General features: G+C 71.8%; 15 protein-coding genes. 8 read left to right on the plus strand and 7 right to left on the minus strand.

The window, feature by feature from the left end:
* Window positions 1-216 precede the first annotated feature (216 nt).
* The gene (locus ACLIN4_RS22405; RefSeq protein WP_290013616.1) at window positions 217-720 is read left to right on the plus strand and encodes a nucleoside deaminase; all 504 of its coding nucleotides are present in this window, start codon (window positions 217-219) and stop codon (window positions 718-720) included.
* Window positions 721-793: 73 nt separating this feature from the next.
* On the opposite strand, the gene ACLIN4_RS22410 is transcribed toward ACLIN4_RS22405, so the two are convergent.
* Complete coding sequence (locus ACLIN4_RS22410; protein WP_107476173.1) at window positions 794-1,342, minus strand: DUF1062 domain-containing protein; 549 nt, start codon at window positions 1,340-1,342, stop codon at window positions 794-796.
* Between the two features lie 206 nt (window positions 1,343-1,548).
* Here ACLIN4_RS22410 and ACLIN4_RS22415 point away from each other — a divergent pair, with 206 nt between their 5' ends.
* From ACLIN4_RS22415 to ACLIN4_RS22435, 5 genes are all read left to right on the plus strand, one after another.
* Window positions 1,549-3,579, plus strand: coding sequence for a thioredoxin domain-containing protein (locus ACLIN4_RS22415; RefSeq protein WP_382022286.1), 2,031 nt, complete (start codon window positions 1,549-1,551; stop codon window positions 3,577-3,579).
* A gap of 207 nt (window positions 3,580-3,786) precedes the next feature.
* A complete protein-coding gene (locus ACLIN4_RS22420; RefSeq protein ID WP_107476172.1) occupies window positions 3,787-5,049 on the plus strand; it encodes a glycosyltransferase in 1,263 nt (420 codons plus the stop codon).
* Window positions 5,046-6,695, plus strand: a complete 1,650-nt coding sequence (locus ACLIN4_RS22425) for an ArnT family glycosyltransferase (RefSeq protein WP_289904374.1) — start codon at window positions 5,046-5,048, stop codon at window positions 6,693-6,695. The genes ACLIN4_RS22420 and ACLIN4_RS22425 overlap by 4 nt, the downstream gene beginning before the upstream one ends.
* Window positions 6,692-7,921 (plus strand): glycosyltransferase, encoded by a 1,230-nt coding sequence (locus tag ACLIN4_RS22430; protein ID WP_411576146.1) that lies wholly within the window; start codon window positions 6,692-6,694, stop codon window positions 7,919-7,921. The genes ACLIN4_RS22425 and ACLIN4_RS22430 overlap by 4 nt, the downstream gene beginning before the upstream one ends.
* Window positions 7,922-7,983: 62 nt before the next feature.
* On the plus strand, window positions 7,984-10,356 hold the full coding sequence (locus tag ACLIN4_RS22435) for a galactose oxidase-like domain-containing protein (protein ID WP_411576147.1): 2,373 nt from the start codon (window positions 7,984-7,986) through the stop codon (window positions 10,354-10,356).
* Here ACLIN4_RS22435 and ACLIN4_RS22440 read toward each other — a convergent pair.
* Both ACLIN4_RS22440 and trhA read right to left on the minus strand, forming a co-directional pair.
* Complete coding sequence (locus ACLIN4_RS22440) at window positions 10,353-11,084, minus strand: Mut7-C RNAse domain-containing protein (protein WP_382022280.1); 732 nt, start codon at window positions 11,082-11,084, stop codon at window positions 10,353-10,355. The two genes, ACLIN4_RS22435 and ACLIN4_RS22440, sit on opposite strands and share 4 nt — an antisense overlap.
* 71 nt (window positions 11,085-11,155) lie before the next feature.
* Window positions 11,156-11,860: a PAQR family membrane homeostasis protein TrhA gene (trhA, locus tag ACLIN4_RS22445; protein ID WP_107476166.1), complete on the minus strand. Its 705-nt coding sequence runs from the start codon at window positions 11,858-11,860 to the stop codon at window positions 11,156-11,158.
* A 297-nt stretch (window positions 11,861-12,157) separates the two neighbouring features.
* Here trhA and ACLIN4_RS22450 point away from each other — a divergent pair, with 297 nt between their 5' ends.
* On the plus strand, window positions 12,158-13,987 hold the full coding sequence (locus tag ACLIN4_RS22450) for a phosphoenolpyruvate carboxykinase (GTP) (RefSeq protein ID WP_290013613.1): 1,830 nt from the start codon (window positions 12,158-12,160) through the stop codon (window positions 13,985-13,987).
* A gap of 195 nt (window positions 13,988-14,182) precedes the next feature.
* On the opposite strand, the gene ACLIN4_RS22455 is transcribed toward ACLIN4_RS22450, so the two are convergent.
* From ACLIN4_RS22455 to ACLIN4_RS22470, 4 genes are read right to left on the minus strand one after another with little or no spacing between them, the layout of a single operon-like run.
* Window positions 14,183-14,806, minus strand: coding sequence for a hypothetical protein (locus ACLIN4_RS22455; protein ID WP_179342242.1), 624 nt, complete (start codon window positions 14,804-14,806; stop codon window positions 14,183-14,185).
* Window positions 14,793-16,352 (minus strand): vWA domain-containing protein, encoded by a 1,560-nt coding sequence (locus ACLIN4_RS22460; RefSeq protein ID WP_290013611.1) that lies wholly within the window; start codon window positions 16,350-16,352, stop codon window positions 14,793-14,795. Before ACLIN4_RS22460 ends, ACLIN4_RS22455 begins: the two co-directional genes overlap by 14 nt.
* A complete protein-coding gene (locus tag ACLIN4_RS22465) occupies window positions 16,349-17,569 on the minus strand; it encodes a toxic anion resistance protein (protein WP_290013610.1) in 1,221 nt (406 codons plus the stop codon). Before ACLIN4_RS22465 ends, ACLIN4_RS22460 begins: the two co-directional genes overlap by 4 nt.
* Window positions 17,566-18,645 carry a substrate-binding domain-containing protein gene (locus tag ACLIN4_RS22470; RefSeq protein ID WP_107476161.1) on the minus strand — a complete coding sequence of 360 codons (1,080 nt, stop codon included), beginning with the start codon at window positions 18,643-18,645 and terminating at the stop codon, window positions 17,566-17,568. The genes ACLIN4_RS22465 and ACLIN4_RS22470 overlap by 4 nt, the downstream gene beginning before the upstream one ends.
* Before the next feature lie 248 nt (window positions 18,646-18,893).
* On the opposite strand from ACLIN4_RS22470, the gene ACLIN4_RS22475 reads away from it, so the two are divergent.
* Window positions 18,894-20,645 carry an Ig-like domain repeat protein gene (locus ACLIN4_RS22475; RefSeq protein ID WP_307652190.1) on the plus strand — a complete coding sequence of 584 codons (1,752 nt, stop codon included), beginning with the start codon at window positions 18,894-18,896 and terminating at the stop codon, window positions 20,643-20,645.
* Window positions 20,646-20,723: the final 78 nt, after the last annotated feature.

Here is a 20,723-nt window from a genome sequence, read left to right on the forward strand (position 1 = left end):
CGCCCGCGTCGTCCACGCGGGCGGGGCACCCCTTCGGCATGCTCCCGGGCCGGCGGTGCCGCATGCCTGAATGGCTTTCGTAGGAGTCTACGAAGCGCCGGTACCAGCCTGCTCGTTGTTCGTGCCTTCGGCCTCTGGCCGGTTCCGGTCAGCAGCCTGTGTACTCCCTACAGGTTGCAGCCGTCGTTCCGCCCATACACCAGCCGAGGAGCCGCCATGACCACCCACACCGCCGAGTCCGGCATCCGCGAGGACGAGCGCGCCTGGATGAACCAGGCGATCGAGCTGGCCACCACCAGCGTCGCGAACGGCGGCGGCCCCTTCGGCGCGCTCATCGCCAAGGACGGCGACATCGTGGCGCTCGCCAACAACAAGGTCACCTCCAGCCTCGACCCCACCGCGCACGCCGAGGTCAGCGCCATCCGCGCCGCCTGCCAGAAGCTCGGCACGTTCAGCCTGGAGGGCTGCACCCTCGTCACCTCCTGCGAGCCCTGCCCGATGTGCCTGTCCTCCTCCCTGTGGGCCCGCGTCGACCGGCTGATCTACTCCGCCGACCGCCACGACGCCGCCGTGGCCGGCTTCGACGACCGCAAGTTCTACGACCTGTTCGAGAAGCGTCCGCAGGAGCTGTGGCCCATGTCCGTCGAGCACCTCGACCTGCCCCACCGCACCCAGCCGTTCGACGCCTGGATCGCCAAGACGGACCGCATCGACTACTGACCGGCTGTTTCCCTTGCACGGAGTGAGGGCCGCACGTCCTGCCACGTGCGGCCACCGGGCGCCGAGCCGGGGCTCAGCGCTTGAGCGTGAAGGTGAAGTCGCCGGAGATCCTGCCGCTCAGCCGGACCGCCGACACGAGCTTCCCCTCCGTGATCAGTCTCTCCACCTCGGCCCGCGAGAGACCGCACCCCTCGGCGATCAGGCGCACCGGGCGGACGGGTATCCGCGCCTCGAAGCGGACCGACACGTCGATCACCTCGCGGTCCAGGTGATCCGATCCGCCGGTGTCGAGGCGCCAGGCGCCTTCCCAGTCGAGGGCGATGCGATTGCGGCGCAGCAGGACCGGGTCCTGGAGCAGCTCGGCCGCCAGGGCGGCGTCGTTGTCGTGCATCCGGTCCAGCAGCTCGGGCCGTACGGAACGCACGTTCGTCCGCTCCAGGACGGTGATCTTCGCGGTGTCCCCGCAGGTGGCGCAGAGGACGAGGAGCCAGGCGTCGATGCGCTTGTGGTTGGCGTTGACGCGGAACTTGCCGTTCGCCCGGAAGCGGTCGGACGCGCACGCGTGGCAACGACGGCGGACGAGAGGCAGGCAGGCGGGAACGACCGCCCAGTTGTCGAGCACAGAAGTACACCGGTTTCAGTGAGAAATTCCGCAGCAAAAAGGGGCGCGGCGCACAGGCGCGACGCGCGACGATTCAGCGCTCGGGAGGTCTCACACGGTGTACAACGGCACGTCCTTGCCCAGACGACTCGGTCAGGCAGCACGGTAAGGGCGCGCGGCGGCGCCCTTCCACAGGTTTTCGCGGGCGGGTGCGCGAGGATGGAGGCATGGCCAACCGACTTGCGCAGGCGACGTCCCCGTACCTCCTCCAGCACGCGGAGAACCCCGTCGACTGGTGGCCGTGGGAGGCCGGCGCGTTCGAAGAGGCCCGGCGGCGCGACGTCCCCGTCCTCCTCAGCGTCGGCTACAGCGCGTGCCACTGGTGCCACGTCATGGCGCACGAGTCCTTCGAGGACGACGCCACCGCCGCGTACCTGAACGAGCACTTCGTGTCCGTCAAGGTCGACCGCGAGGAACGCCCCGACGTCGACGCCGTCTACATGGAGGCCGTACAGGCGGCGACCGGGCAGGGCGGCTGGCCCATGACCGTCTTCCTCACCCCGGACGCGGAGCCCTTCTACTTCGGCACCTACTTCCCGCCCGAGCCCCGGCACGGCATGCCGTCCTTCCGGCAGGTGCTCCAGGGCGTGCACCAGGCCTGGGCGGAGCGGCGCGGTGAGGTCACGGAGGTCGCGGGGAAGATCGTGCGGGACCTCGCGGGGCGGGAGATCTCCTACGGCGACGCCCGGCCCCCCGGCGAGGCCGAGCTCGGACAGGCGCTGCTCGGGCTCACCCGGGAGTACGACCCGCAGCGCGGCGGGTTCGGCGGGGCGCCGAAGTTCCCGCCGTCCATGGTGATCGAGTTCCTGCTGCGCCACCACGCCCGCACCGGCGCCGAGGGCGCGCTCCAGATGGCGTCCGACACCTGCGAGCGGATGGCGCGCGGCGGCATCTACGACCAGTTGGGCGGCGGCTTCGCCCGCTACTCGGTCGACCGCGAGTGGGTCGTGCCGCACTTCGAGAAGATGCTGTACGACAACGCCCTGCTGTGCCGCGTCTACGCCCACCTGTGGCGCTCCACCGGCTCCGAGCTCGCCCGCCGGGTCGCCCTGGAGACCGCCGACTTCATGGTCCGCGAACTGCGCACCGCCGAGGGCGGTTTCGCCTCCGCGCTGGACGCGGACAGCGACGACGGCACCGGCAGGCACGTCGAGGGCGCCTACTACGTGTGGACGCCCGCGCAGCTCACCGAGGTCCTGGGGGAAGAGGACGCCGAGCTCGCGGCGCAGTACTTCGGCGTGACCCAGGAGGGCACCTTCGAACACGGCTCCTCCGTACTGCAACTGCCGCAGCAGGAGGGCGTTTTCGACGCCGGCAGGATCGCCTCCGTCCGGGAGCGGCTGCTGACCGCCCGGGACGGCCGCCCCGCCCCCGGCCGGGACGACAAGGTGGTCGCCGCCTGGAACGGCCTCGCGATCGCCGCGCTCGCCGAGACCGGCGCCTACTTCGAGCGCCCCGACCTGGTGGAGGCCGCCGGCGCCGCCGCCGACCTGCTCGTGCGGCTGCACCTCGACGACCACGCCCGGCTCTTCCGCACCAGCAAGGACGGCCGCGCGGGCACCCACGCCGGGGTGCTGGAGGACTACGCCGACGTGGCCGAGGGCTTCCTCGCGCTGGCGTCGGTCACCGGGGAGGGCGTCTGGCTGGACTTCGCCGGGCTGCTGCTCGACCACGTCCTCACCCGCTTCACGGACGAGTCCGGGTCCCTCTACGACACCGCCTCCGACGCCGAGCGGCTGATCCGCCGCCCGCAGGACCCCACCGACAACGCCACCCCGTCCGGCTGGACCGCCGCCGCCGGCGCCCTCCTGTCCTACGCCGCCCACACCGGCTCCGAGCCCCACCGCACCGCCGCCGAGCACGCGCTCGGCGTGGTGAAGGCGCTCGGTCCGCGCGTCCCGCGCTTCGTCGGCTGGGGTCTGGCCGCCGCCGAGGCGCTGCTCGACGGTCCCCGCGAAGTCGCCGTGGTCGGGCCCGCGTCGGGCGACGCCGCGGCCGAGGGCCTGCACCGTACGGCGCTCCTGGGCACGGCGCCCGGGGCGGTCGTCGCCTTCGGTACCGAGGGGAGCGACGAATTCCCCTTGCTCGCCGACCGGCCACTGGTGGGCGGGGCACCGGCGGCGTACGTCTGCCGGAACTTCACCTGTGACGCGCCGACCACCGATCCGGAACGTCTCCGCGCCAGCCTGAACAGCTGAAACGACATAAAGAGAAACAACCGGAACGCGACCGGTGGGTGAAATGTTCAGACCCGGTCCGCGTTGTGAGGAAACACGCTCTTCACTCAACCACCTTATGTGTTTCACAGATTGCCCCTAGCCTCTTCACCGTGACGCGGCGGAGTGGTCGCCCGGGTTCGGGCGCGCCGCCGCGGCAGGGGGAGTTCAAGATCTGGGGGGATCTTTTTGCTGACGTCCGTCTTCATCGCTGCCGTTTCACTGGCGCTCTTCGGGATGGCCGCGTTCACGCTGTGGTGGCAGATGCACGCCTGGCGTACGCCGGAGGTCCTGGCCTCGACCCGGTTCAGCCCGCCGGACGGGGACGAGCACGTGTCGTTCTCGCTCCTCCTGCCCGCGCGGCACGAGCAGGCGGTGCTCGACCACACCATCCAGCGGCTGCTGACCTCGACCCACACCGACTTCGAGATCATCGTGATCGTCGGGCACGACGATCCGGAGACCACCGCCGTCGCCGAGAAGGCCGCCGGCCGTGATCCGCGCGTGCGGGTCGTCGTCGACACCCACGAGAGGAAGAACAAGCCGAGGGCCATGAACACGGCGCTGCCGCACTGCCGCGGCGACGTCGTCGGGGTCTTCGACGCCGAGGACCAGGTCCACCCGGCACTGCTCGCCCACGTCGACCACGCCTTCCGCACCACCGGCGCCGACGTCGTGCAGGGCGGCGTCCAGCTGATCAACTTCCACTCCAGCTGGTACAGCCTGCGCAACTGCCTGGAGTACTTCTTCTGGTTCCGCTCCCGGCTGCACCTGCACGCGCAGAAGGGGTTCATCCCGCTCGGCGGCAACACCGTCTTCGTGCGCACGGACGTGCTCCGCGCGGCCGACGGCTGGGACCCCGACTGCCTGGCCGAGGACTGCGACCTCGGCGTCCGGCTCTCCAGCATCGGCAAGAAGGTCGTCGTCGCCTACGACTCCGACATGGTCACCCGCGAGGAGACCCCGGGCACGCTGATCTCCCTGCTCAAGCAGCGCACCCGCTGGAACCAGGGCTTCCTCCAGGTGTACCGGAAGAAGGACTGGAAGCAACTGCCCACCTTCACCCAGCGGTTGCTGGCCCGCTACACCCTGATGACGCCGTTCTTCCAGGCCTTCACCGGCGTGATCATCCCGCTCAACGTGGCCGTCACGCTCTTCCTGGACGTGCCCGTCGGCATCGCCTTCATCACCTTCCTGCCGGCCGTCACCGCCCTGGTCACCTTCGTCTTCGAGGTCGTCGGCCTGCACGACTTCGGCAAGCAGTACGGCCTGCGGATCCGCTTCTCCCACTACCTGAAGCTGATCGTCGGCGGCCCCTTCTACCAGGTCCTCCTCGCCGGAGCCGCCGTCCGCGCCGTGTGGCGCGAGCAACGCGGCCGCACCGACTGGGAGCTGACCAGCCATGTCGGCGCCCATCTCGCGCCGGTGGACCGAGAGGACGTTCCCGCGTGACCTCCACCCTCCCCGCGGCGACCGGCACCCAGGTCCCCGCGCAACGTCGGCCTGCCCACGACACCGACCCGCCCGCCCGCCGAGCGGCACCACCGGGCCGGCTGCGCTCCTCGCGCCCCGACCTCCTGCTCTGCGGCACGCTCCTCGTGGCGATCATGCTCGTGCAGGGCTGGAACATCTCCGCCTACCCGACCCTCAGCGACGACGAGGGCACCTACCTCGCCCAGGCCTGGGCCGTCCAGCAGGGCGAGGGCCTGGCCCACTACACGTACTGGTACGACCACCCGCCGCTCGGCTGGATCCAGATAGCCGTGCTGACCTGGATACCGGCGCTGCTCAGCCCCGAGTCGATGACCGTCGGCACCATGCGCGGCGTGATGCTGCTGATCAGCGCGGTGTCCGCCGTCCTCGTCTACGTCATCGCCCGCCGCCTGTCCCTGCCCCGCTGGGCGGCCGGGCTCGCCATGGCCCTCTTCGGCTTCTCGCCGCTGTCGGTGGTCCTCCAGCGGGAGATCTTCCTCGACAACCTCGCGGTGATGTGGACGCTGCTGGCCTTCGCGCTGGCCGCCTCCCCGAGCAGACACCTGTGGCACCACTTCGGCGCGGGCATCGCCGCCGCCACCGCGGTGCTCACCAAGGAGACGATGCTCGTCGTCCTGCCCGCCCTCTTCGTCACCGCCTGGCGGCACAGCCACAAGGACACCCGCAAGTTCGCGCTGACCGGCGCCGTCACGGCCTGCGCGCTCATCGGCTTCTCGTATCCGCTCTTCGCCCTGCTCAAGGGCGAGCTGCTGCCGGGCGACGGGCACGTCTCCCTGTGGGAGGGCATCGAGTACCAGCTCACCCGCCCCGGCTCCGGCTTCATCCTCGACGAGGGCTCCGGCTCGTGGGGCGTCCTCCAGTCCTGGCTGTACTACGACCGGGTCCTCCCGCTCGGCGGGCTCGCGGGCGCGCTGCTCCTGCTCGCCACCTGGCGCTGGTCGGTCACCGCCCGCGCCCTGGCCGGACCGGCCCTCACCGTCGCGATCCTCGCCGCCCTCGCCCTGCGTCCCAGCGGCTACCTGCCCGCCATGTACGTCATCCAGGCGCTGCCCTACCTCGCCCTGGTGCTGGCCGGCGGCGCGGCGAGCGTCGCCCACGCCATCCTGCGCAGATGGCGCACCGAGGCCGAGAAACGGGGCGTCACCCTGGGCCGGTACGCCCTCGCCGGCGTCCTGGTGCTCGCCGCCGGCGCCTACGTCGTACCCCGCTGGTACGACGGCGACCGCACCGCCGTCACCGCCGACGCCAACGCCCCCTACGAGGCCGCCGCGGACTGGATGGCGACCGAGGTGCCGAACCCGGAGGACACCCGCGTCCTCGTGGACGACGCGCTCTGGCTGGACCTGGTGCACGCCGGGTACGAACCGGGGCTCGGCGTCATCTGGTTCTACAAGGCCGACCTCGACCCGGCCGTCACCGAGACGATGCCGGGCGGCTGGCGGGACATCGACTACGTGGTCGCCTCCCCGACGGTGCGGCGCGACGCGGTCGACCTGCCCAACGTGAAGGCGGCCATGAACCACTCGGCCCCGGTCGCCGTCTTCGGCACCGGTGCGGACCGTATCGAGATCCGCCGCGTCCAGCCCTCCGGAGCCGCCCGATGAGTCACGAGTCCACCGTCCCCGGCGAGCTGGGCGATCCGGCCGTAGGCGCCTCCGTCCCCGGCGAGCTGGGCGATCCGGCCGTAGGCGCCTCGGAGGTCCCCGAGCCGGGCGCCGTCACCATCGTCGTACCGACCTTCAACGAGTCCGGCAACGTACGGCGGCTGCTCTGCCTCGTCACCGAGTCCGTGCCCGCGCGGCTGCCCTGCGAGGTCGTCTTCGTGGACGACTCCACCGACGACACCCCGGACGTGATCCGCGCGGCGGCGCCCGACTGCCCCTTCCCGGTCACCGTCCTGCACCGCGACGAACCCTCCGGCGGGCTCGGCGGCGCGGTCGTCGAGGGCATGCGCGCGGCCGGGTCGGACTGGATCGTCGTCATGGACGGCGACTGCCAGCACCCGCCCTCCCTGGTGCCGGAACTGGTCGCCACCGGCGAACGGACCGGAGCCGGGCTCGTCGTCGCCTCCCGCTACGTCAAGGGCGGCAGCCGCGCCGGGCTCGCGGGCAGCTACCGGATCGCCGTCTCCCGCGCGGCGACCTGGCTGACCAAGGCGCTCTTCCCGCGCCGCCTGCACGGCATCAGCGACCCGATGAGCGGCTTCTTCGCCATCCGCCGCAGCGAGGTCACCGCCGACGTGCTCAAGCCGCTGGGCTACAAGATCCTCCTGGAGCTGGCCGTCCGCAGCCGCCCCCAGGCCGTCACCGAAGTGCCCTTCGTCTTCGAGGAGCGGTTCGCCGGCGAGTCCAAGTCCACGGCCCAGGAGGGCATGCGCTTCCTGCGCCACCTGGCCGGACTGCGCACCGCCTCGCCGCTGGCCCGCATGGTCGTCTTCGGGCTGATCGGGCTGAGCGGCTTCGTGCCGAACCTGGCCGCCCTGTGGGCGCTCACCGAGGCGGGCCTGCACTACCTGCCCGCCGAGATCGCCGCCAACCAGTTCGGCGTGGCCTGGAACTTCCTGCTCCTGGAGCGGCTGCTCTTCCGCGACCGGCGCCGGCACCGGCACTGGGCCGACCGGACCGTCAGGTTCGCGCTGATCGCCAACGCCGACCTGGTGCTGCGCATCCCGCTGATCGCCCTGCTCGTCGGCCAGTTCGGGCTGGCCGTGCTGCCGGCCACCGCGCTGGCCCTCGTCATCACCTTCGTCCTGCGCTTCGCCGGGACGGAGGCGCTCGTGTACCTCCCGCGCCGACGCCGTACGGCCCGCACAGCAAGGAGTGAGGCATGAGAAGCAGACCGCGAAGAAGCCTTCGCGCGATTTCCCGACGGAGAACGTCCGCGCTCCTGGCGGTGTCCGCCCTCACCGGGGGCCTCCTCCTGACCGCGCCGGAGCCCGCCTCCGCCGCCAACCTGATCACCAACCCCGGCTTCGAGACCGCCGGCACGGGCGACATGCCGTACTGCTGGGAGAAGTCCGGCTGGGGCGACAACGACTTCACCTTCGAGACGGTCGCCGACGCCCACTCCGGCGACAGGGCCATGAAGGTCGAGCTGACCCGCCGCGTCGACGGCGACCGCAAGGCTCTGATCACGGAGTCCGCCGAGTGCGCGCCGGTGGTGACGGAGGGCAAGCAGTACGACCTGTCGCTCTGGTACAGGACGACGACGCCGGACGCCTCCCTCACCCTCTTCCGGCACGACGCCACCGCGGGCTGGCAGTACTGGACCGACCTGAAGACCCTGGACCTGGCGGCCGACTGGACTCAGGCGAGCGTCCGCACCCCCGAGGTCCCGGCCGGCACCGACCGCATCAGCTGGGGCGTCTCCGTCTACGGCACCGGCTCGGCGACCACCGACGACTACACGATGGAGCAGGTCGCCGACCCGATCCCGGACCCGGAGTGCACGGGCACCGCCGAGGAGTGCGCGAACGGCCGCTGGGACGTGCTGCCCACGGAGAACCCGGTCCGCTCCATGCACTCGGTCGTCCTGCACAACGGCAAGGTGCTGCTGATCGCGGGCTCCGGCAACGACCCGGAGATGTTCGAGGCGGGCACCTTCACCTCCGCCGTCTACGACCCGCAGACCGGCGACTACAAGACGATCCCGACGCCGAAGGACATGTTCTGCGCCGGGCACGTCCAGCTCAAGGACGGCCGCGTGCTCGTCATGAGCGGCAACCTGGGCTACCCCTCGGCGGACGGCACGATCGGCTACCAGGGCTACAAGGACTCGTACGTCTTCGACCCGGAGACCGAGACCTACCTCAAGACCAACGACATGAACGACGGCCACTGGTACCCGTCGGCGACCATCCTCGGCAACGGCGACGTCATCTCCTTCGGCGGCCTGCGCGAGGACTCCACCGGCTCGGTGACGGCGGAGCTGTGGTCGGACGAGCAGCAGAAGTGGCTGCCGACCTGGCAGGTCAACCAGACCTGGTCGTACTGGGGCCTGTACCCGTCGATGATCCTCATGCAGGACGGCCGCCTCTTCTACTCGGGCAGCCACGTCTTCGGCAACAACATCCCGGGCACCGGCTCCGCGATCTACGACTACGGGGCCAACACCATCACCGAGGTGCCCGGCCTCCAGCGCAAGGACGAGCGGGACCAGTCGATGAGCGTGCTGCTGCCCCCGGCGCAGGACCAGAAGGTGCTGACCATCGGCGGCGGCAACATCGACTCCAACCCGGACGCCAACCGCCTCACCGACATCATCGACCTCAAGCAGCCCGACCCGACGTACGTCGCCGGTCCGCCCCTCCCGCAGGGCACCGTCGACCTCGGCAACGGACCGGTCCCGCAGACCGGTGACCAGGGCAAGATGTACGTCTCCGCGGTGCTGCTGCCCGACGGCAAGGTGCTGGAGACCGGCGGCGCGCTGCACAACCGGGCCAACCCGGTCTTCGAGACGTCGATCTTCGACCCGGCGACCGAGACCTTCGACCCGGTGGCCGTCGACCCCGAGGCCCGCGGCTACCACTCCTCGGCGTTCCTGCTGCCCGACGGCCGCGTGATGACGACCGGCGACAACCCGGGCAACGGCTCCTGGAACCACGACGTGTCGATCTACACCCCGCCCTACCTGCTCAAGGGCGAGCGCCCGACGATCACCTCGGTCATCGACACCGAGTGGAACTACGGCGACACCCAGCGGATCACCGTCGACCGGCCCATCGCCAAGGCCGAGCTGATCCGCCCGGCCGCGGTCACCCACTCCTCCGACCCGAACCAGCGCTTCGTCGACCTGCCGCTGTCCGTCGACGGCGACAACGTCGACCTCAACGTCACCAGCAACCCCAACCTGGCACCGCCCGGCTGGTACATGCTCTTCGCGGTCGACGCCAACGGCGTGCCCTCGGTGGCGAAGTGGGTGCACCTCGACGGCCCGCAGGCGCTCAGCACCAAGGACGCCTCCGCGCACGTCCACTCCTTCGCCGACGCCCCGCGGGGCGAGGTGACCGAGGCGGGCGAGAAGCGCGCCTCGCAGCCGGTCAGCCCCACGGTCTCCGGCTGCGACCGGCACTACGGCTCCGCCAACGTGTGCGTGCCGACCGCGTTCCCGGCCGAGGTGGAGGCGACGACGGCCGACCGCTGCACCTGGCTGAAGGAGCACGACTACGGCCGCCTGGAGGTCAACGGCAAGGACGACCCGCTGAAGCTGGACCGCAACCGCGACGGCGTCGCCTGCGGGAAGGGGGACGTGCGCGGGAAGCGCTAACGCTCCTGCCCGGACTCGGTGAGGGCGCGCTCCACGATGGCCACCAGCTGCTCGTGGTGCGCGCCCTTCCAGTACGCCCGCCCGCAGTCCCGGCACTGCGCGAACACGTCGTACGACCGCTGGGTGCCGCCCTTGAGCTGGTCCGCCACCTCCTCCTTGGTGGTCTGCTTCAGCAGGCCGTTGCAGGCGGTGCACCTCGTCCAGGGGCGCAGCCCGGGCCGGAACCGGTCCAGCACCTCGCGGAGCTGGTCGTCGGGGCGGGTGCTGTAGACGTAGGCGCCGGCCCACAGCTCGCGGCGGCGCAGCAGGCCCCGGTCGCGGCTGAGCAGGACCCGCTTCTCGGCGGCCGACAGCGCGGCGAGCGCCGGGTCGCCGAGGTCGGTGGACTCGTAGGCGGTGTCCACGCCGAGCAGCCGCAGCCGGCGGGCGAGGGTGCCCAGGTGCACGTCGAGCAGGAAGCGCAGGGGAGCGCCCGGCACCCGCTGCGGGCGCTCGACGGCCCGCACGCTCACCGACTCGCCGCCCGTGGGCACGTGTCCGCGCGGCACCTCGCGGCCGTCCACGAGGAGCGCGCCGACCTCGGTCAGCGGGACGCCGAGGGACTCGACGACGTGCCCGAGTGTGGAGACACCGTCGGTGACGGCGCGGGTGGCGCCGGTCGGGCGGGCCCGCGGGACGAACAGGTGCAGCTCGGGCGCGAATTCGACGTGGATCTCGGGTCCGTTCACGCGGTCAGGATGCCACGGGGCGAGGGGCGCGGCCTGGGCTTTTCCGTACGCCCCGTGTGCTGCCGCGGGTCCTAGTAGGCGACCAGCGAGATCCCCACGTAGTGCGCGATGAAGGCGGCCAGGGTGAAGGAGTGGAAGACCTCGTGGAAGCCGAACCAGCGGGGTGAGGGGTTGGGGCGCTTGATGCCGTAGATCACTCCGCCCGCGCTGTAGAGCAGGCCGCCGACGATCACCAGGACCAGCACGGCGATGCCGCCGGTCCGCATGAACTCGGGGAGGTAGAAGACGGCCGCCCAGCCCATGGCGAGGTAGCAGGGGGTGTACAGCCAGCGCGGGGCGCCGACCCAGAAGACGCGGAAGACGATGCCCGCCGCGGCGGCGGCCCAGATGCCCCACAGTAGCCACTGCCCCTTGGAGTCGGGCAGCAGCAGCATCGTGAGCGGGGTGTAGGTGCCCGCGATGATCAGGAAGATGTTGGCGTGGTCGAGACGGCGCAGCACGCCGTCCATGCGCGGACTCCAGTTGCCCCGGTGGTAGAGGGCGCTGACGCCGAACAGCAGGCAGGCGGTCAGGACGTAGATCCCGCAGGCGACACGCGCCTCGGTGGTCTCGGCGAGGGCGGTGAGCACCAGGCCGGCGATGAGCACGGCCGGGAACATGCCGAGGTGCAGCCAGCCCCGCAGCTTGGGCTTGACCGGATGCGGAAGGGAGAGCGCCACGGGACCGCGGCCGGCGGCCGGTGTGTCCTCGTGCGCGTCGGGGACGGACGCAGTCATGGGCGCATCGTACCTACGGGACCGTAAGTTACGTATCAGTACGGAGGCTCGTCGATCCTGAGTGGTCATCGTCTCACGGGGTACCCGGCCGCGCATCCCTCAAAAATCACCGACGCGGACACGTGGCGATCCTCACGCCGCTCAGGTGTGACGCCCTCTGGACAGATGGGCGCTCACGTCGGATGATCAAATGAGTGCGGTCGACACCGGATGAGCGCCCAAGAGGACAACGTCACGCATCCGGGTCGCAGCCCCCACGGGGCCCCCAACAAAAAAACCCCTCATTTAGGAGCAATCGTGGCGCGCGACATCGCTGCTCCCCCCGTCCCCACCGACCACCAGGAGCTGATCTCGTGGGTGAACGAGATCGCCGAACTGACCCAGCCGGACGAAGTGGTCTGGTGTGACGGATCCGAGGCCGAGTACGAGCGCCTGTGCGGGGAGCTCGTCGAGAAGGGCACCTTCCGCAAGCTCGACCCGATCAAGCGCCCCAACTCGTACTACGCGGCCTCCGACCCCTCCGACGTCGCGCGCGTCGAGGACCGGACCTTCATCTGCTCCGCGAAGGAGGAGGACGCCGGCCCCACCAACCACTGGAAGGACCCCGCCGAGATGCGGGAGATCTTCCGTGGCACGGGCGGCGAGGGCGGCCTGTTCCGCGGCTCCATGCGCGGCCGGACCATGTACGTCGTGCCCTTCTGCATGGGCCCCCTCGGCTCCCCGCTCTCCGCGCTGGGCGTCGAGATCACCGACTCCGCGTACGTCGCCGTCTCCATGCGCACCATGACCCGCATGGGACAGCCGGTCCTGGACGAGCTGGGCGACAAGGGCTTCTTCGTCAAGGCCGTGCACACCCTCGGCGCCCCCTTGGAGGAGGGCCAGGAGGACGTTCCGTGGCCGTGCAACAGCACCAAGTACATCTCGCACTTCCCCGAGGACCGCGAGATCTGGTCCTACGGCTCCGGCTACGGCGGCAACGCCCTGCTCGGCAAGAAGTGCTACGCCCTGCGCATCGCCTCCGTGATGGCCCGCGACGAGGGCTGGCTCGCCGAGCACATGCTCGTGCTGAAGCTGACCCCGCCCACCGGCGAGCCCAAGTACGTCGCCGCCGCCTTCCCGTCGGCCTGCGGCAAGACCAACCTCGCCATGCTGGAGCCCACGATCTCCGGCTGGACCGTGGAGACCATCGGCGACGACATCGCCTGGATGCGCTTCGGCGAGGACGGCCGCCTGTACGCCATCAACCCCGAGGCCGGCTTCTTCGGCGTCGCGCCCGGCACCGGTGAGCACACCAACGCCAACGCGATGAAGACCCTGTGGGGCAACTCCGTCTTCACCAACGTCGCCCTCACCGACGACGGCGACGTGTGGTGGGAGGGCATGACCGAGGAGATTCCGGCCCACCTCACGGACTGGAAGGGCAACGACTGGACGCCCGAGTCCGGCACCCCGGCCGCCCACCCCAACGCCCGCTTCACCACCCCCGCCGCGCAGTGCCCGATCATCGCGCCGGAGTGGGAGGACCCCAAGGGCGTGCCGATCTCGGCGATCCTCTTCGGCGGGCGCCGCGCCACCGCCGTGCCGCTGGTCACCGAGTCCTTCGACTGGAACCACGGCGTCTTCCTCGGCGCCAACGTGGCCTCCGAGAAGACCGCCGCCGCCGAGGGCAAGGTCGGCGAGCTGCGCCGCGACCCGTTCGCCATGCTGCCGTTCTGCGGCTACAACATGGGCGACTACATGGGTCACTGGATCGACGTGGCCAAGGACAAGGACCAGTCCAAGCTGCCCAAGATCTACTACGTCAACTGGTTCCGCAAGGACGACGAGGGCAAGTTCGTCTGGCCGGGCTTCGGTGAGAACGGCCGCGTCCTGAAGTGGATCGTGGAGCGCCTGGAGGGCAAGGCGGACGGTGTCGAGACCCCGATCGGCGTGCTGCCGACCAAGGAGTCCCTGGACACCGACGGCCTCGACCTCGCCGACGCCGACCTGGACTTCCTGCTCAGCGTCGACAAGGAGGTGTGGCGCGAGGAGGCGGCGCTCGTCCCCGAGCACCTGAACACCTTCGGCGACCACACGCCCGCCGAGCTGTGGGACCAGTACCGCGCGCTGGTGCAGCGCCTGGGCTGATCCCCCTGGTTTCGCGGCCGGTCCGGCTAGCCCTGACCCGCGAAGTCGTCACGAAGGCCGGCCGCGAGGGACCTTCTCACGCTCCAGTAGCTCGATGTCCCGGAGCACGGGGAGGTCCCGCCCCGGGCCGGGTCACCGCACAACGGCGTGCGGAGGACCCGGCCCTGACTCTTGCGCCTTCCGTCCCGGCGCCCGTCAGCCCGAGCGGTCCTCCAGGTACCGCGTGTGGGACTCCTGCCGCCGCGCCTCGGTCTCCCGCAGCTGCGCCGCCAGCCGCTCCGCCTCCTCGTGGAGCAGCGTGAGCTGCCGTTCCAGGTGCCGTTCCGGCGGCTCCTGCCCCGGCGCCAGCCGCGTCCACCAGCGGGCCCGGACATACGCGTCCACGGCCTCGGGCACGTCCTGCCGCACCGCCCGCGACACCGCGTGCACGCCGTCCGGGTCGGCCGCCAGCACCTCGGCGACCCAGCCCGGCTCCAGCAGCGCCCCCAGCAGGCCGGTCAGATCGCCCAGCCGCTCCCCGGCGGCCGGCGGCAGCTCGACGTCGGCCAGGTAGGCGCGCAGCCGCCCGAAGTCGCCGCGCACCTCCTCCAGCTGGGCCGACAGCTGCGCCGACGGGTCGGGGAAGTCGGGCGGCGCGGGCCGCTCCGGCGGGGCGAGCAGCGCGCCGGCCCCGTACAGGCCGGCCACCACCACGGGCCAGTACGGCCCCGCCACCCCCGTGAGGGTCAGCACCACGCCCGCCAGTCCGCAGGCGCTGCCGGTCAGGTTCTTGCGGGACTCCAGATACGCCCAGACGCCCCCGCCCCTACTGGTAGCCACGGATCTCCTCGAAGGCGCCGTCCAGTGAGCCCTGCCGGGCGTCGAAGAGACGGCCGCCGGTCAGTTCCGCGATGTGTGCCAGCTCGGCGCGGTCGGAGTCGCCGAAGAGGATCGGGAAGACCGGGATCTCCTGCCGGGCCTCGGCCAGCGAGCCGTAGAACCGGTCGAAGTCGGCCGCGTCGGCGCCGGTGGTGTTCTCGCCGTCCGTCATCAGCACGATCGACGTGAACGTGTCCCCGCCGCCGCCGAGGTGGTCGTACGCCTTCTCCAGCGAGGTGAAGATCGCGGTGTCGCCCTGGGCGGTCAGGCGCTCGGTGTCCCGGCGGATGCCGTCCAGCCCGGAACGCGGGTCGGCGGGGTCCACGACGTGGGTGGAGACCCGCTTCACGTCCGACCCGAAGGGCATCAGCGTCACCTCCTCGCGGTCGCGGAAGTCGCCGGTGAGCGCGGTGAGCGCCTGCTTCAGGCGGCTCAGCCGCTCGCCCGCCATCGAGCCGGAGGTGTCCAGGACGTACACCGTCCTGGACGGGCGGCGCAGGTCGTTCTCGTAGGAGTCCAGCAGGCCGTCGGCGACGGACCGGCTGCCGGGGGAGGGCAGTTCGCGGCGTCGGCTCGTGTCCAGGCCGGCGGCGGGCGGCACGGAGGCGAGGACCGGGCGGCGGTCGGTGAGGGCCGTGATCTCCCGCTGCGTCTCCGGGCTGCGCAGCGCCTCGGCGACGCGGCGGACGTCCTCGCGGGTCGCGGCGTTCGTCGAGGCGAGCGTGGAGAGCGGGTAGTCGGCGGTGAGCACGCCGTCGGCGGGGCGGATGACGGTGAGGCCGTCGATGCCCTTGAGGACGGACTCGTAGTTGAGCAGCGCGTCCACGGTCCCGCGCCGCTCGTAGGCCGACGCCAGCCAGCCCGACGAGCCCGAGGTCAGCTTCTGCCCGGCGAAGAACTCCTTCAGCCGGGGCGTCGCCTTCGCCACGTCCGCGTCCGTGAGCGCGGACTGGGCGCCGGAGAGCGCGGAGGCGACCGAGACCAGGGTGGCGAAGCCGGAGTTGGAGCGGGCGGGGTCGGTCATGCCGTAGGTGAGCCTGCCGGCGGTGACGGCCCGCTCCACGTCGGACCAGGTGACCTGCCCGGGCCGCCACCCCAGTTTCCGCACGGTGGCGTCCTTCACGCCGATGGCGACGGGGCTGGACATCACCGGCGTCTCGGAGACGACCCGCTCCGCCGCCTCGGGGCGCAGGCGCAGCGAGTCGTTGGACGACAGCCACACCGCGTCGTACCGGCCGTCCGTCCCGCCCTTCGCCAGCAGGTCCACGGCGTCGAGGGTGCCGATGGGGGTGAGGCGGACGGTGACGCCGGTGTCCTCGCGGACCTGCTCCAGGATCGGGGCCATGTCGGTCAGCTCGCTGGAGGCCAGGACCCGCAGGGTGCCGGGCTCGGCGGGGCCGGACGCTCCGGGGGCCGGCGGACCGTCCGTGCGGTCGTCCTCCTGCGAGGTGCAGGCGGTGAGGAGGGCGAGTGCGGCGAGGCACCCCGCCAGGGCGCGGCGTCTCATGCGAGGCCCCCTTCGCGGGACTCCAGCCGCCCCTGCGCGCGGCTGCGTTCCAGGTACGCGCTCGCGTGCCGCAGCTCTCCCGTGAGCGACTCCACGGTCGCCGCCATCGCCTCCGTCGCCTGCGCCTTGTAGGTGTCGATGGCGTCGAGGGTGCGGTAGATCTGCTGGAAGGCGGTGCGCAGGGTCTCCGCGCCCACCGCCGGGTCGGCGGCGATGCGCTGGATCTCCCCGCTCTGCGTGGCCAGCATCTCCGCGTTGCCCCGGATCAGTTCCTCGGTCGTGCCGCGCAGCGCGTTGACCTGCTCGACGACCTTCTTCTGGTGGTCCAGCGCGGAGACCAGCATCACGGAGATCCGCAGCGCGGACACCGTGGTCGTGGCCGCCCGGTCGACGCCCTTGATCAGCTCCTCGTTGTTGCGGCGTACGACGTCCATGGCGAGGTAGCCCTGCGCGCACACCGCGAGCTGGGTGAGCAGGTCCTGGTGCTTCTGCCGGACCGGGAAGAGGACGTCGGCGCGCAGCGCGTCGGCGGCCTGCGGGTCGGCCGCCTCGAGACCGGCGACGTGCCGCTCGACGGCCGTGTCCAGGGCCTCGGTGAGCACGACGTACTCCTGGAGCTTGCCCATGGTCTCCCACAGGCGGACCCGCTCGGTCTGCAACGCCGCGTTGTCGCGGCGCAGTTCGTCCTGGCCGCCGCGCAGCGAGCCCACGATCCTGTTGAGGGTGCCCTGGGCGGAGGCGTACTTGGCGACGTGGTCGCGCAGCCGGTTGCCGCCGGGCAGCCGGGACAGGAGCTTGCGGCCCTTGCTCGCGGGCAGCTCGCGCGGGTCCAGGTCCTCCACCACGCGCCGCAGCTCCACCAGGGAGCCCGCGACCCGCGCCTGGGCGTCGTCGCCCCGGTCGGGCAGGCTGCGCACGGTCCGCTCCAGCATCCGGTTGGACTGCGCGGCGGCGGTGCGCATCTCGGCGGCGCCGAGCCCGGTGATCTCGCCGACCTTGCCGGCGAACTCCGGCGAGCGGGCGTCGAGCGCGGCGAGGTCCTCGACATAGGCGGCGGCCCTGCGTGCCGTGTCGGCGCGGGTCTCCTCGTCGACGGGGACGAGTCCGCCGGCCCTCTCCCGGGGCACGGGCGCCACGGGTTCGGGCGGGGTGAGGGTGAGTGTGAAGTCGTTGCCGGTGTCGGTCACTTGGACGGTCCCCCTGTCGTCCGCTGTCATCCGCGCGCCCGGCGGGCCATCTCGCGCAGCACCTCGGAGGTGGGCACGGGCGCCTGCCGGACGCCGGTCAGCTGCTGGTTGAGATACGCGGTGTCGGCTTCGGTCGCCTCGGCGAACTCGGCGGTCGCGCCCTGCGGCCGGAAGCCGTGCGCCACGGCCAGGCGCCGCAGCTCCGGGTCGGTGGCGAGGAGTTCGCCCAGCGCGCGGCCCTCGCCGGTGAGCGGTACGACGGTGTGGTCGCTGGTGGCGGTGGTGTCCGGGTACAGGACGGTGAGGTCGCCGACGCTCCCGACACCCTCCTTGAGCAGCGCGGCGACCTGCGACTCGTACACCAGCACCAGCGGCTCGCCGACACCGCTCGTGAAGTCCCGGAACGCCGCGTCCGAGCTGGACTTCTGGGCGCCCTGCACCTGCACCAGCTTGCGCGTCAGCGGCGCGCTGCGGTCCAGGTCGGCCTGGCTCGCGACCACCCGGTTGCCGTTCGCCACGTAGGAGGCGGCGGCCAGGTAGAGAGCGCCGGAGTTGGAACTGACCGGGTCGGTGGTGGAGACGTACAGCGTCCCGGTCAGCTCGCCGTGCTTCTCGGCGCCCTCGAGCTGCTGCCAGGTCCGGTCGGCACGGGCCGCGTCCAGGAAGGCGCCCATCTTCAGGGTGCCGCCCCGGCTGCGGTCGAGCGTGGCGAGCCCGTTGGCCGCGAGCACCTGGGCGGCGCTGCGGTGGGCCACCACGACCAGCGGCGAGTAGAAGGGCCGGGGCAGCGGCTTGCGCGCGCCGTGCTTGTCGGCGAGCTCGTCGGCCGGGGCCTGGCTGGACGGGAAGGCGAGGTCGTAGCCCTTGAGGTCCAGCTCCTCCATCGCCCATGACCCGGAGGCCTCCGCCCGTACGGTGTAGCCCTTGGCGGCCAGGGCGTCCACCACCTCGCGGTCGGCGAAGAACGCTGCCTTCTCCGACCCGATCACCGCGCGCACGGTCTTCGTTGCCGTGCTCTCGTCCTCCGGTTCCCGGCCCGCGACGACGGCCGCCACCACTCCGCCGATCAGCAGGACCGCGAGGACTATTCCCACGATTCGTCTCACCCGTGGAGCATCCCTGCGGAACCCTACGTTCCCCGGCGCCCCGGGTGAACGGGAGGTGGCCGCGCCATACCGGTATGCAACGGGAACAAGCCACTCCGCACCGACCCGCCGCGGGAACTCCACCGCGAGGCGGCACACGGCGGTGTACGCTCCCGATCTTGCACGGCCCGAACGGCCGTTCCCCGTCCAGTGGGGAGAGGGGAACGCCGTTCCGCCAGGGCCGCCGACACAGCCTGTGGGGGGCACAGTTGAATACAGATCGAGGCACCGGATCGGCCAGACGTACCGGACGGCTCGCGGCCACGCTGCTGGCCGCCGCGCTCGCCGCCGGCGGCCTGACCGTCGCCGCCGCGCCCGCCGCGCACGCCGCGGCCTCCGACGTCGTGGCCAAGCTGCCGATCTCCTCGTTCTCGGCGCTGACGGTCGACTCCGCGCACCAGCGCGTGTACGTCGCCGACAGCAACCTGGGTTACTACGACAACAAGGGGCTCATCGCCGTCTACGACTTCTCCGGCGAACGCGTCACCACGATCACCACCGCGCGCCACGTCTCCGGTCTCGCGCTGAACGCGGACGGCAGCGTGCTCCACGTCGGCGGCCGGGACGGAATCCTGCGGTACGACACCACCACGTACCTGCCGCTCACCGCCGGGGTGGCGAGCACGGACATCTGCGGGCGCAGCCTGGCCTTCGCGGGAGGCAGGGCGTACCACACCGCGCCGTACGCCAGCTACGCCGCGGAGTGCGACACGACGCTGACGTACCTGGACTACAGCCAGACCGACAACACCTGGCAGCGCAGCGGATGGCAGGACCACGGCAGGCTCCAGCTGGAGGCGGGCCCCGGCGACCGGCTGATGATGGGCCAGCCCGCGAACGCCAAGGCGCCGGACCCGTTCGTCTCGGTGTTCGACGCGAGCGGCACGACCCTGGTGCGCACGGCCGGACGCCGCTTCGCCGACGGTGAGGGCAAGGGCGCCCTGAACCTCAAGGACATGGCGTTCTCCGCGGACGGCAGCAAGGTCGCCGTCGCCGACGCGGCCGCCGGGACCCGGCTGCTGAACACCGCCGACCTGTCCGACGCCCCGACCGGCTACCCGGCGCTGCCGGCCGGCTCCTCCGCGTCCGCCGTCGCCTTCAGCGGTGACGGCAAGTACCTCGCGCGCGGCGCCTCGGCCTCCGGCGCGACGCCCGACCTGCTACTGTCGCCCGCCGATCCCGGGGACGCGACCGCGCCGCTGGAGTTCGTCTTCGAGGGCAGCCTCGACGGCGACCGGGTGGCGCCGCGCGGGCTGGAGTGGTCCGCCGACGGCTCCCGGCTGTTCGCGGTCACCACCAACACCGCGGGGAACCAGTACTGGCTGCATGTCGTCCAGCCGCCGGCCGTCCAGTACGACACCCGCTTCACCGGCGCCCTGACCCACAGCCCCGCCCAGGCGGTCGCGGGCGAGGCGCTGGCGGTGCGGGGCCGGCTGGAGCTGGACGGCCCGGCGCCCGCGGAACCGCTGAAGGTCACGGCGACCCGCACCGACGCGGCCGGTACGCACGAGCTGGGCACCGCCACCGTCAAGGCGGACGGCACCTTCACCGTGCTCGACGAGCCGGACCTGATCGGCGAGGCCGCGTACACCGTGTCGTTCCTCGGCGACCTCACCCGCCGCCCGGCCACCGACGTGACCCACACGGTGTCCGTCGGCAAGGCGGTCAGCTCGATCGCGCTGACGGCTCCGGCGGAGGCGTCGATGAGCACCGGCGTCCACATCACCGGCACGTTCACCGCGCAGGGGAAGGCGCTGCCCGAGCGGGCCGTGCTGAAGGTGGAGCGCACCGACCGGCTCGGCACCGGCACCCTGTCGTCGGTGACGGTCGCCGCCGACGGCACCTTCACGATCGACGACCTGCCGCGCACCCGCCGGGACACGACCTACACGGTCAGCTGGTCCGGCGACGACCTGCACACCGGGGCGACCGCGTCGGCGACGGTCCGCGTGACCCGCTGATCACCGCACAGCGGGACGGGGCACTCCGGGCGGCCTGCCCGGGGTGCCCCGTCCGTCCTGCGGGGTGAATGGCGCCCG

Source organism: Streptomyces mutabilis, assembly GCF_046628145.1.
In the GTDB taxonomy this organism is placed as follows: Bacteria; Actinomycetota; Actinomycetes; order Streptomycetales; family Streptomycetaceae; genus Streptomyces; species Streptomyces mutabilis.